The organism is Actinomycetospora rhizophila (assembly GCF_042657905.1).
Lineage (GTDB): Bacteria > Actinomycetota > Actinomycetes > Mycobacteriales > Pseudonocardiaceae > Actinomycetospora > Actinomycetospora rhizophila.
The window spans coordinates 278,591-290,778 of record NZ_JBHSKG010000004.1 but is presented as its reverse complement, the minus strand read 5'-3'; the positions used below and the strand labels follow the sequence as shown (position 1 = coordinate 290,778).

Genomic DNA, 12,188 nt, shown 5'->3' with positions numbered 1-12,188 from the left:
GGCGATCAGCGCGATCCCCGACCCGCGCCGTCGCCGACGACCGTCGTGTGCTGAGGGCGGGGACGTACCGAGCGAACGGGTATCTCGCTGCTTCTACGCGCGCGAAGTCCCCGTTGATCACGTGGCGGCGAGGGGTCAGGGCGCGTGCCGCCCGCCCGGGCCCGCGAGATCACGGGCGCGTGGTGCACCGCGGACGGCACCGTCGCGTCGATGACGTGCTCGTGATCTCCGGCGCGCCCGGCACACGAAGATCAGCAGGCGGACAGGCACCTCGGCCGGCGTCGTCGCGGTGCCTGGCGCCTGGTGATCTCCACGACCTGGTCCGCCCCGGCGAGCTGGGGGCTTTCCTGACGTTGAACGCCGGCGTGGCCGCCACGCTGACACTCCCCCGGGCGAACGCGAACGGCCCGGCCACCCCGAGGGGACGGGGTGGCCGGGCCGGCGTGTCGCTCAGCGAGCGTGTGGCGATCCTGGCGTCGGACGCCAGCAACGCCGCATCGCTCGCACCGCTAGGTGGCGATCGACTTCAGCGCGTCGGCGCGGTCGGTGCGCTCCCACGGGAGATCGAGGTCGTCGCGGCCGAAGTGGCCGTACGCCGCGGTCGGCTGGTAGATCGGGCGCAGCAGCTGCAGGTCGCGCACGATCGCGCCGGGGCGCAGGTCGAAGACCTCGTGGATGGCCTTCTCGATCTTCGACGGGTCGACCTGGGCGGTGCCGAAGGTCTCGACGAAGACGCCCACGGGCTCGGCCTTGCCGATCGCGTAGGCGATCTGGACCTCGACGCGCTTGGCCAGACCGGCGGCCACGACGTTCTTGGCCACCCAGCGCATCGCGTACGCCGCGGAGCGGTCGACCTTCGACGGGTCCTTGCCGGAGAAGGCGCCGCCGCCGTGGCGGGCGTAGCCGCCGTAGGTGTCGACGATGATCTTCCGGCCGGTCAGGCCGGCGTCGCCCATGGGGCCGCCGGTGACGAAGCGGCCGGTCGGGTTGACCAGGACGCGGGTGTTCGACGAGTCGAGGTCGATCCCCTCGAGCACCGGGTTGATGACCTTCGACCGGATGTCCGGCGCGAGCAGGTTGTCCAGGTCGATGTCGGCGGCGTGCTGCGTCGACAGGACCACGGTCTCCACGCCGACGGGCTTGTCGTCGTCGTAGGCGATGGTGACCTGGGTCTTCCCGTCGGGACGCAGGTAGGGCAGCGTCCCGTCGCGGCGGACCGCGGTGAGCTTGCGAGCGAGCCGGTGCGCCAGCCCGATGGGCAGCGGCATCAGCTCGGGGGTGTCGGCGTCGGCGTAGCCGAACATCAGGCCCTGGTCGCCGGCACCCTGCTTGGCGATCTCGTCCTCGGAGCCCTCGACGCGGGACTCGTAGCCCTCGTCGACGCCCTGCGCGATGTCCTTGGACTGCGCGCCGATCGAGATCGACACGCCGCAGCTCTCGCCGTCGAAGCCCTTGGCCGACGAGTCGTAGCCGATGTCCAGGATGGTCTTGCGGACGACGTCCACGTAGTTGACCTGGGCGTTGGTGGTCACCTCGCCGGCGACGTGCACCTGGCCCGTCGTGACCATCGTCTCGACCGCGACGCGCGACTTCGGGTCCTGCGCCAGCAGGGCGTCCAGGATGCCGTCGCTGACTGCGTCACAGATCTTGTCTGGGTGGCCCTCGGTGACGGATTCACTGGTGAACAAACGCCTAGCGGGCACAATCACTCCCTGCCTCGACAATGGGACCCGACCACACTAACGGCTCCCCGTGCTCCCGCGAGCGGGCTGACCTGCCTGAATGCCAAGCGTGTCACAGAGCGGTTGTGTTCATCGCCGAATCGTGGGAATGCGCCGATCAGCGCAACGTTTCAGCGCAACCGCTCGGCGACGGCGTCCCACACGCGCGCTGCGAGCGCGGCTTTCGAGCCCATCGGCAGGCGTGCGGACGACCCGTCGGCGCCGAGGAGCCACCCCTCGTTGTCCTCGGTCTCGAACGCCTTGCCCGCTCCCACGGCGTTGACGACGAGAAGGTCACACCCCTTGCGCTCGAGCTTGGCGCGCCCGTACTCGAGGACGGTGCCGTGCTCGTCGCCGGTCTCCGCGGCGAAGCCCACGACCAGGCGCCGCGGCACGTCCTCGGTGACGAGCTCGCGCAGGATGTCGGGGTTGAACTCGAGCGGGATCGAGGGCGGCTCCTCGCCCTTCTTGATCTTGCCGGCGGACAGCGCCGTCGGCCGGAAGTCCGACACCGCGGCGGCCATGACGACCACGTCCGCGGCCTTCGACGCGTCGAGCACGGCGTCGCGCATCTCGCGGGTGGTCTGCACGCGCCGCAGGTCGACCGCGGCGGGCGGGTCGAGGTCGGCGATCGTCCCCGCGACGAGCGTCACGTCCGCGCCGCGCTGGGCCGCGACGCGGGCGAGCGCGTAGCCCTGGCGCCCCGACGAGCGGTTGCCCAGCGTGCGCACCGGGTCGAGCGGCTCGGCCGTCCCGCCGGCCGAGACGACCACGCGGCGGCCCTCGAGGTCGCGGGGCAGCGGGAACGGCTCGCCCTCGCTCGCGCTCCACTCGAGGAGCAGGCGGGCGAACTCGGCGATCTCGGGGGGCTCGGGCAGGCGCCCCGGGCCGGTGTCGGCGCCCGTGAGGCGGCCCGAGGCGGGCTCGAGCACGACCGTGCCGCGCCGGCGCAGCGTCGCGACGTTGTCGACCGTCGCGGGGTGCTCCCACATCTCGGTGTGCATCGCGGGCACGGCGAGCACCGGGCAGCGCGCGGTGAGCAGCGTGGAGGTGAGCAGGTCGTCGGCGCGGCCCTGGGTCATCCGCGCCAGCAGGTCGGCCGTCGCGGGCACGAGGAGCACGAGCTCGGCACGCCGCCCGAGGGCGACGTGCTCGACGTCGTGGACGTTCTCGAAGACCCCGGTGAGCACCGGCCGCCCGGACAGCGCCTCGAACGTGGCGGCGCCGATGAACTCCAGCGCCGACCGGGTGGCCACCACCTGCACGTGGTGGCCGGCCTCGCGCAGGCGCCGCAGCACCTCGCAGGCCTTGTAGGCGGCGATGCCGCCCGAGACCCCGAGGACGATCTCCCGGGGGGTGGACTCCGTCGTCACTCGCCCTCGGTGTGCTCGAGCAGGCCGGAGTGGATCTCGCGCATGGCCACCGACAGCGGCTTCTCGCGCGGGCCCGGCTCGACGAGCGGGCCGACGTACTCGAGGAGCCCCTCGCCCAGCTGGGCGTAGTAGTCGTTGATCTGACGGGCGCGCTTGGCCGCGTAGATGACCAGCGCGTACTTGGAGCTCACCGTCTCCAGCAGCTCGTCGATCGGGGGGTTGGTGATGCCCTCGGGCCCCTCGAGAATGCTGCCGGTCCGCCCGGTGGGAATGCTCACTCGCTCGCTCCTGCAGAGGTCGCGCCGGACGCGGAACGGTCCGGCGAAGGGGAAACGGCCGCCCGGCCGCCGTGCTCGCCGGGGGGACCGACGCTCAACTCTACCAACTGGCGCGCGGTCTCCCCGATGTCGTGGTTGACGACCGTGGTGTCGAACTCGCTGCTCGCGGCCAGTTCCTCGCGCGCGGTGGCCAGCCGGCGGTCGACGACCTCGGTGGCCTCGGTGCCGCGGCCGATCAGCCGGTCGACCAGGACCTCCCACGACGGGGGCTCGAGGAAGACGAACAGGGCGTCCGGCCGCTTCTCGCGGACCGCCCGGGCGCCCGCGAGGTCGAGCTCGAGCAGCACGGCCTCCCCGGCGGCGAGGTGCTCGTCCACCGGGGCCCGCGGGGTGCCCGACCGGTGCATCCCGCCGTGGATCTCCGCCCACTCGAGCAGCTCGCCCTCGGCGATCATCCGGTTGAACTCGGCGGCCGAGACGAAGTGGTAGTCGCGCCCGTCGACCTCCCCGGGCCGGGCGGCCCGGGTGGTCGCGGAGACGCTGAACCACAGGGGTGCGCGGATGCGTCGCAGCTCGGCGACCACCGTGCTCTTCCCGACTCCCGAGGGCCCGGCCAGCACCATCAGCCGGCCGGGCCCGCGGGCGGGGGAAGGACTCACAGGCTCACTCGCCGGAGAACTCGTCGAGCAGAGCCTTGCGCTGGCGCTCGCCCAGGCCGCGCAGGCGGCGGCTCGGGGCGATCTCGAGGCGCTCCATGATCTGCTGGGCGCGCACCTTGCCCACACCCGGCATGGCCTCGAGCAGCGCCGAGACCTTCATCTTGCCGAGCACCTCGTCCGAGTCGGCCTGCTCGAGCACCTCGGAGAGGCTGGTGCCTCCCCGCTTCAGGCGCTCCTTGAGCTCGGCCCGGGCACGGCGAGCGGCGGCGGCCTTCTCGAGCGCCGCGGCCCGCTGCTCCTCGGTCAGCTCGGGTAATGCCACGTTCTCCTCCGGGGGTCGTGACGACGGGTCGGCCCAGGGAGACCGGCCCGTGGTGGGGATGGGGCTTCGACCAGTGGTGCGAACGTACCGCGCGAGCCCGACACCGACAGTCCGTGGGGCGGAGATGTCCGCAGGTCGGGGCCCCGTGCACGCCCGGAAGCACCCAGGCCCGCGGCCACTCGGTGGTCGCCCACCGGAGCGTGTCCGCGGATCATCGGCGCCCCCCGGTCACGTCTACCCCGTCAGCGTCCCGTTCAGCGCATCGACCGCTGCTCTCAGCGCTCGGTGGGAGGGGCCGGCACCCAGGACCTCGCGCGCGCTCACCGGTACGACCGGTCCCCCGTCAGCGCCCAACGCACTCGTGGGACCGGGCGCGCCGAACACCGCGGCCACGTCCGCGGGCGTGCCGCCCTGCGCACCGAGGCCCGGCACGAGCACCGGGCCCCCGAGCGCGGCGAGGTCGAGGCCGTGGTCGCGGCCCGTCGTGCCCCGGGTCAGCCCGACCACCGCGCCGGCCGTGCCCTCCCCCGGGCCGCCGTGGTGCGCGGCGTTGTGGTCGGCCAGGGCGTCGATCACCGACTGGGCGACCTCCCGCATGCCGCGGGGGGCGCCGCCGGACCCGGCCACCCAGGCCTGCGCCGACTGCACCCCGGCGGCCTCCGGGTTGGAGGTGCGGGCGAGCACGAACACCCCGCGCCCGGTGGCGACGGCGAGGTCGAGGGCCGGCGCGAGCGCCCCCACGCCGAGGTAGGGCGAGAGGGTCACCGCGTCGGCGGCCAGCGGGGCGTCGTCGGCGAGCCAGGCGTGCGCGTAGGCCGTCATCGTGGAGCCGATGTCGCCGCGCTTCGCGTCCGCGAGGGTCAGCACCCCGGCCTCCCGCGCGTCGGCGAGCGCGCGCTCGAGGACCCCGAGCCCCGCGGACCCGAACACCTCGAACAGCGCCACCTGCGGCTTGAGCAGGGCCACGTGGCCGGCCGTCGCCTCGACGACCTGCCGCGTGAACCACTCCAGCCCGGCCACGTCCGCGTCGAGGCCCCAGGCCTGCAGCAGGCCCGGGTGCGGGTCGATCCCCACGCACAGCGGCCCGTGCTTCGCCACCGCCTCCCGCAGCCGCGCGCGGAAGGGCTCGCGGCTCACTCGCCGGCCCCGAGCTGGGCCCGGGCCTTGGCCAGGCGCTCGTGGAACACCTGCAGCGGGGTCACGGCGACCTCCCCGCGGATGGCCGCCTCGACGGCCTGCACCGCGGCGGCCGCCCCCTGCACGGTGGTCACGCACGGCACACCCACGTCGAGGCACGCCGCGCGGATCTCGTAGCCGTCGACGCGCGGGCCCGCGTGCCCGACCGGGGTGTTGACGACGAGGGAGACCTCGCCGGCGGCGATCCTGTCGACGATGTTGTCCGGGCCCTCGAAGTGCTTGCGCACGACCTCGCACGGGATGCCGTTGCGCTCGAGCACGCTGGCCGTGCCCGCGGTCGCGAGGATGGCGAAGCCGAGGTCGGCCAGGCGCTTCACCGGGAAGATCAGCGAGCGCTTGTCGCGGTTGGCGACCGACACGAACACCTTGCCGGTGACCGGCAGGGGTCCCGCCGCGGCGGCCTGCGCCTTGGCGAACGCCGTCGAGAAGGCGTGGTCGATGCCCATGACCTCGCCCGTCGACTTCATCTCCGGGCCCAGCAGCGAGTCGACGCCGCGGCCGTCGGGGCGGCGGAAGCGGTGGAACGGCAGCACCGCCTCCTTGACCGCGACGGGGTGCTCGCGGGGCAGCTCGGCCCCGTCGCCCGTCGCGGGCAGGACGCCCTCGGCGCGCAGGTCCGCGATCGTCGAGCCCAGCATCACCCGCGACGCCGCCCCGGCCAGCGGCACCCCGGTGGCCTTGGAGACGAACGGGACGGTGCGCGAGGCCCGCGGGTTGGCCTCGAGCACGAACAGCACGTCGTCCTTGAGCGCGTACTGCACGTTGAGCAGGCCCCGCACGCCGAGGCGGCGGGCCAGCGCGACCGTCGACTCCCGCACGGTCTCGAGCTCGGCGACCCCGAGCGTGATCGGCGGCAGCGCGCACGACGAGTCGCCGGAGTGCACCCCGGCCTCCTCGATGTGCTCCATGACCCCGCCGACGTAGACGTCGCCCTCGGCGTCGCACAGCGCGTCGACGTCGATCTCGATGGCGTCGTCGAGGAAGCGGTCGACGAGCACGGGGTGGTCGGGGGTGACCTCGGTGGCGCGGGCGATGTAGTCCGCGAGCGTGGCGTCGTCGTAGACGATCTCCATGCCCCGCCCGCCGAGCACGTACGACGGGCGCACAAGCACCGGGTAGCCCACCGAGGCGGCGATGTCGCGCGCGCCGTCGAAGCTGGTGGCCATGCCGTAGGGCGGCGCGGGCAGGCCGGCGTCGTCGAGCACCCGGCCGAAGGCGCCGCGGGACTCGGCGAGGTCGATCGCCGCGGGCGGCGTCCCGACCACCGGCACCCCGGCCGCCTCGAGCGCGGCCGCGAGCTTCAGCGGCGTCTGCCCGCCGAGCTGCACCACCACGCCCACCAGGCCCGGGCCCCCGGCTCCCGAGACCTGCTCGGCGTGCACGACCTCGAGCACGTCCTCCTCGGTCAGCGGCTCGAAGTACAGGCGGTCGGAGGTGTCGTAGTCGGTGGAGACCGTCTCGGGGTTGCAGTTGAGCATCACGGTCTCGAACCCCGCGGCGCGCAGGCTGAACGCGGCGTGCACGCAGGAGTAGTCGAACTCGATGCCCTGCCCGATCCGGTTCGGCCCGGAGCCCAGGATGATCACCTTGGGGCGCTCGGTCTGGGGCTCGACCTCGGTCTCGGCCGCGGGGTCGGACTCGTAGGCCGAGTAGTGGTACGGCGTGCGGGCCGCGAACTCGGCCGCGCAGGTGTCGACGGTCTTGTACACCGGGCGGACGTGGAGGCGGTGGCGCAGCGCCCGCACGCCCGCCTCGCCGGCGAGCTCCGGGCGCACGGCCGCGATCTGGGCGTCGGAGAGCCCGGCGCGCTTGGCCCGGCGCAGCAGCGCCTGGTCGAGCACCGGCGCGTCGACGAGCTCGCCGCGCAGCGCGACCAGGCCCTCGATCTGCTCCACGAACCACCCGTCGATGCCCGAGGCCTCGCTGACCTGCTCGACGCTCGCCCCGAGGCGCAGCGCGCGTTCGACGGCGTAGAGACGCCCGTCGCGCGGCAGCGAGGCCTGGTGCAGCGCCTCCTCCGCGGTCTGGTCCGGGTCCGGCTGGGTCCAGAAGCCGAGCGCCTTCGTCTCGGCCGAGCGCAGCGCCTTGTTCAGCGCCTCCGGGAAGCTGCGGCCCAGCGCCATCGCCTCGCCGACCGACTTCATCGTCGTGGTCAGCGTGGGGTCGGCGCCGGGGAACTTCTCGAACGCGAACCGCGGCACCTTGACCACGACGTAGTCCAGCGTCGGCTCGAAGCTCGCCGGGGTCTCGCCGGTGATGTCGTTGGTGATCTCGTCGAGGGTGTAGCCGACGGCGAGCCGCGCGGCGATCTTCGCGATCGGGAAGCCGGTGGCCTTCGAGGCCAGCGCCGACGAGCGCGAGACGCGCGGGTTCATCTCGATGACCACGAGGCGCCCGGTGGTCGGGTGGACGGCGAACTGGATGTTGCAGCCGCCGGTCTCGACGCCGACCTCGCGCAGCACGGCGATGCCCGTGTCGCGCATGACCTGGTACTCGCGGTCGGTCAGCGTCATCGCCGGCGCGACGGTCACCGAGTCGCCGGTGTGCACGCCCATCGGGTCGACGTTCTCGATCGAGCACACGACGACGACGTTGTCCTTGCCGTCGCGCATGAGCTCGAGCTCGAACTCCTTCCACCCGAGCACCGACTCCTCGATGAGGACCTCGTGCACCGGGCTCGCGGACAGCCCGGTGCCGGCGAGGCGCTCGAGCTCGTCGTGGGTGTAGGCCAGGCCCGACCCGAGCCCGCCCATGGTGAAGCTGGGGCGGATGACGACGGGCAGCCCGACCTCGGCGACGGTCGCGCGCACCTCGTCCATCGAGTGGCAGACCTCGCTGCGCGGGACGTCGCCGCCGATCGACCGGACGATGTCCTTGAACTTCAGCCGGTCCTCGCCGCGCTGGATCGCGTCGATGTCCGCGCCGATCAGCTCGACGCCGTACCGCTCGAGCACCCCCGCGTCGTGCAGGGCGATCGCGGTGTTGAGCGCCGTCTGGCCGCCCAGGGTGGCGAGCAGCGCATCCGGGCGCTCGGCCTCGATGACCTTGGTGACGTGCTCGACGGTGATCGGCTCGACGTAGGTGGCGTCGGCGATCTCCGGGTCGGTCATGATCGTCGCCGGGTTGGAGTTGACCAGCGAGACGCGCAGGCCCTCCTCGCGCAGCACGCGGCACGCCTGGGTGCCGGAGTAGTCGAACTCGGCGGCCTGCCCGATGACGATCGGCCCGGAGCCGATGACCAGGACGTGGCGGATGTCCTCGCGGCGCGGCATCAGCGACTTCCCATCAGGTCCGCGAAACGGTCGAAGAGGCTCGCGGCATCGTGCGGACCGGCCGCCGCCTCCGGGTGGTACTGCACGCTGAACGCGGGCACGTCCTCGCAGGTCACGCCCTCGACGGTGCCGTCGTTCGGGCAGGAGTGGCTCAGGTGGACCGTGCCGACGGGCGAGGCGACGCGCGCGCCCGGCTCCCCCGCGACCGCGAACCCGTGGTTCTGGCTCGTGATCGCCACCGTGCCGGTGGTGTGGTCGACGACCGGGATGTTGATCCCCCGGTGCCCGTAGCGCATCTTGTAGGTCTCCAGCCCGAGGGCCCGGGACAGGATCTGGTTGCCGAAGCAGATGCCGAACAGCGGCACCTCGCGGCGCAGCACCTCGCCGGTCAGGGCCACCGCGTGCGACGCCGTCGCCGGGTCGCCCGGACCGTTGGAGAGGAACACGCCGTCCGGGTCGCCCTCCAGCAGCTCGTCGATGTGCGCGGTGGAGGGCAGGACCCGGGTCTCGATGCCCCGCTCGGCGAGCATCCGGGGCGTGTTGGCCTTGATCCCCAGGTCGAGCGCGGCCACGCGGAACCGGGTCGGGCCGACCGCGGGCACCGTGTACGGCTCGCCGGTGGTCACCGCGCCGGCGAGGTCCGCGCCCGCCATCGCCGGGCTGTCGAGCACCGTGGCCCGCATCGACGTCGCGTCGGTGACCGCGTCGCCCGAGAAGATGCCGGCGCGCATGGAGCCCGCCTCGCGCAGGCGGCGCGTGATCGCGCGGGTGTCGACGCCGGCGAGGCCGACGACGCCCTGCCGGGCGAGCTCGTCGACCAGGTCGCGCTGCGAGCGCCAGTTCGACGGCCGGCGCGCGGGGTCGCGCACGACGTAGCCCGCGACCTGGATGCGCCGCGACTCGTCGTCCTCGTCGTTCCACCCGGTGTTGCCGATGTGCGGCGCCGTGGCCACCACGATCTGGCGGTGGTAGCTGGGGTCGGTCAGCGTCTCCTGGTAGCCGGTCATGCCGGTGGCGAAGACCGCCTCCCCCAGCGTGCGGCCGCGGGCGCCGAACGCCTCGCCGCGGTGCACGCTGCCGTCCTCGAGCACGAGGACCGCGTCGTCAGTCATGGACACTTACCTTCCCGTCCCGCACCGTCCACCGGCCCCGCAGCATGGTGTGCACCACGGAGACCGGCATCTCCATCCCCTCGTACGGGGTGTTCTCCGCCCGGCTCGCCAGCGCCGCGCCCCGCACGGTCCACGCCGCCTCCGGGTCGACGAGCGTCAGCGTCGCGGGCTCGCCCGGCGTCAGCGGGCGTCCCTGGTCGGTCAGCCCGGCGATCCGAGCGGGGGCCTCGCTGCACACCCGCGCCACGCCGCGCCAGTCGAGCAGGCCCGTGGCGAGCATCGTCGTCACGACCACCGGCAGCGCCGTCTGCAGACCCAGCATGCCGGGCCGCGCGGCCGACCACTCGCAGTCCTTGGCCTCCACGGCGTGCGGCGCGTGGTCGGTGGCGACGCAGTCGAGGGTCCCGTCCGCGAGCGCCCGGCGCAGCGCCTGCGTGTCCGCCGCCGGGCGCAGCGGCGGGTTGACCTTGTGCACGGGGTCGTAGTCCTCGGCGGCCGTGTCGGTGAGCAGCAGGTGGTGCGGCGTGACCTCGGCGGACACCCGCACGTCGAGCGTCTCGCGGGCCCACCGGAGGATCTCCGTCGAGCGTGCCGTCGAGAGGTGGCAGACGTGCAGGCGCGCCCCCGCCGCCGCGGCGAGCATCACGTCGCGCGCGATGATCGACTCCTCGGCGGTGGGGTCCCAGCCCGCCAGCCCCAGCCGCGCGGCGACCGGGCCCTCATGGGCCTGGGCGCCGACGGTGAGGCGGTGGTCCTCGGCGTGCTGCGCGACGACGGCGTCCAGGGCGCGGGCGTACTCGAGCGCCCGGCGCATGATCAGGGGGTCGTTCACGCAGCGGCCGTCGTCGGAGAACATCCGCACCCCGGCGGGCGAGGCGGCCATCATGCCCATCTCGGCGAGCTTGGCGCCCTCGAGCCCGACGGTGACCGCGCCGACCGGGTGCACGTCGACCAGCCCGACCTCGCGCCCGCGCCGCCACACGTGTTCGACGACCACCGGGGAGTCGGCGACCGGGTCGGTGTTGGGCATCGCGAACACCGCGGTGTAGCCGCCCAGCGCGGCCGCGGCCGACCCGGTGTCGACGGTCTCGGCCTCCTCGCCGCCCGGCTCGCGCAGGTGGGTGTGGAGGTCGACGAGGCCCGGGAGCGCGACGAGGCCGTCGGCGTCGACGGTCTCGTCGGGTTCGGTCGCCCCGACGAGCATCCCGTCGCGGACGTAGAGGTCGGTCGGGTCCTCGCCGTAGGGGCGGACGTTGGTGATCCTGGTGGTGGTCATGCCACGTCCTCCCCGGCGAGCAGGTGGTAGAGCACGGCCATCCGCACGTGGACCCCGGCGGTGACCTGCTCGGCGATGGCGGCGCGGCTCGAGTCGGCGACCGAGCTGGCGATCTCCATGCCGCGCACCGCGGGGCCCGGGTGCAGGACGACCGCGTGGTCGGGCAGGCGGTCGGCGCGCTGCTGGGAGAGCCCGAAGCGGATCGCGTACTCGCGCGCGGAGGGGAAGAAGCCGCCGTGCATGCGCTCGGCCTGCACGCGCAGCATCATCACGGCGTCGGGGCCCTGCGCGAGGACGGCGTCGAGGTCGTGGGAGACCGTCACCGGCCAGTCGCCGACCCCGACCGGCAGCAGCGTCGGCGGCGCCACCAGCGTGACGCGCGCCCCGAGCGTGGCGAGCAGGTGCGCGTTGGAGCGGGCGACGCGGCTGTGCAGGATGTCGCCGACGATCGCGACGTGCGCGTCCTCGACCCGCCCCAGCCGCGCCCGCAGGGTCGCCGCGTCGAGCAGGGCCTGGGTGGGGTGCTCGTGGGTGCCGTCGCCGGCGTTGACCACCGCGACGTGCCCCTCGCGGCCCAGGTGGGAGTGCCCGACGCGGTCGAGCCAGGCGGCGATGCGGTGCGGGGCGCCGGACGCGGGGTGGCGCACGATCAGGCAGTCGGCGCCGGCCGCGCCCAGGGTCGCCGCGGTGTCGCGCAGGGACTCGCCCTTGCTCACCGAGCTGGCCGACGCGCTGACGTTGATCGTGTCGGCGCTCATCCACTTGCCCGCGACCTCGAACGACACCCGCGTGCGGGTGGAGTTCTCGTAGAACAGGGTCACCACGGTGCGCCCGCGCAGGGTGGGCAGCTTGCGCACCGCGCGGCCGGTCAGCGCCTGCTCCATGCCCGCGGCGGTGTCGAGCAGGGCCTCGGCCTGCTCGCGGCGCAGCCCCTCGGTGGAGAGCAGGTGGCGCAGGCCGATGCCGGTGTCGGTGGCC

General features: G+C 73.9%; 10 protein-coding genes. All 10 read right to left on the bottom strand.

Annotated features, from left to right (window positions below):
- Positions 1–509: 509 nt before the first annotated feature.
- Entirely contained in the window at positions 510–1,688 is a 1,179-nt protein-coding gene (metK, locus tag ACFPK1_RS10760) for a methionine adenosyltransferase (RefSeq protein ID WP_378020903.1), read from the bottom strand.
- A 164-nt stretch (positions 1,689–1,852) separates the two neighbouring features.
- The gene (gene coaBC, locus ACFPK1_RS10755) at positions 1,853–3,094 is read right to left on the bottom strand and encodes a bifunctional phosphopantothenoylcysteine decarboxylase/phosphopantothenate--cysteine ligase CoaBC (RefSeq protein WP_378020902.1); all 1,242 of its coding nucleotides are present in this window, start codon (positions 3,092–3,094) and stop codon (positions 1,853–1,855) included.
- Entirely contained in the window at positions 3,091–3,372 is a 282-nt protein-coding gene (gene rpoZ / locus ACFPK1_RS10750; protein ID WP_208114446.1) for a DNA-directed RNA polymerase subunit omega, read from the bottom strand. Before rpoZ ends, coaBC begins: the two co-directional genes overlap by 4 nt.
- Positions 3,369–3,995 (bottom strand): guanylate kinase, encoded by a 627-nt coding sequence (gmk, locus tag ACFPK1_RS10745; RefSeq protein ID WP_378021016.1) that lies wholly within the window; start codon positions 3,993–3,995, stop codon positions 3,369–3,371. Before gmk ends, rpoZ begins: the two co-directional genes overlap by 4 nt.
- 40 nt (positions 3,996–4,035) lie before the next feature.
- On the bottom strand, positions 4,036–4,353 hold the full coding sequence (gene mihF, locus ACFPK1_RS10740; protein WP_133830239.1) for an integration host factor, actinobacterial type: 318 nt from the start codon (positions 4,351–4,353) through the stop codon (positions 4,036–4,038).
- Positions 4,354–4,587: 234 nt separating this feature from the next.
- The gene (pyrF, locus tag ACFPK1_RS10735; protein WP_378020901.1) at positions 4,588–5,490 is read right to left on the bottom strand and encodes an orotidine-5'-phosphate decarboxylase; all 903 of its coding nucleotides are present in this window, start codon (positions 5,488–5,490) and stop codon (positions 4,588–4,590) included.
- Complete coding sequence (gene carB / locus ACFPK1_RS10730; protein WP_378020900.1) at positions 5,487–8,822, bottom strand: carbamoyl-phosphate synthase large subunit; 3,336 nt, start codon at positions 8,820–8,822, stop codon at positions 5,487–5,489. The genes pyrF and carB overlap by 4 nt, the downstream gene beginning before the upstream one ends.
- Positions 8,822–9,934, bottom strand: a complete 1,113-nt coding sequence (gene carA, locus ACFPK1_RS10725) for a glutamine-hydrolyzing carbamoyl-phosphate synthase small subunit (RefSeq protein ID WP_378020899.1) — start codon at positions 9,932–9,934, stop codon at positions 8,822–8,824. Before carA ends, carB begins: the two co-directional genes overlap by 1 nt.
- On the bottom strand, positions 9,927–11,210 hold the full coding sequence (locus ACFPK1_RS10720; protein ID WP_378020898.1) for a dihydroorotase: 1,284 nt from the start codon (positions 11,208–11,210) through the stop codon (positions 9,927–9,929). The genes carA and ACFPK1_RS10720 overlap by 8 nt, the downstream gene beginning before the upstream one ends.
- Positions 11,207–12,166 (bottom strand): aspartate carbamoyltransferase catalytic subunit, encoded by a 960-nt coding sequence (locus tag ACFPK1_RS10715; protein ID WP_378021015.1) that lies wholly within the window; start codon positions 12,164–12,166, stop codon positions 11,207–11,209. Before ACFPK1_RS10715 ends, ACFPK1_RS10720 begins: the two co-directional genes overlap by 4 nt.
- Positions 12,167–12,188: the final 22 nt, after the last annotated feature.

Bases quoted from the DNA above. Each gene is read 5' to 3' on its own strand.
- gmk (WP_378021016.1), bottom strand. From the start codon at position 3,995: ATGGTGCTGGCCGGGCCCTCGGGAGTCGGGAAGAGCACGGTGGTCGCC.
- carB (WP_378020900.1), bottom strand. From the start codon at position 8,822: ATGCCGCGCCGCGAGGACATCCGCCACGTCCTGGTCATCGGCTCCGGG.
- carA (WP_378020899.1), bottom strand. From the start codon at position 9,934: ATGACTGACGACGCGGTCCTCGTGCTCGAGGACGGCAGCGTGCACCGC.
- ACFPK1_RS10720 (WP_378020898.1), bottom strand. From the start codon at position 11,210: ATGACCACCACCAGGATCACCAACGTCCGCCCCTACGGCGAGGACCCG.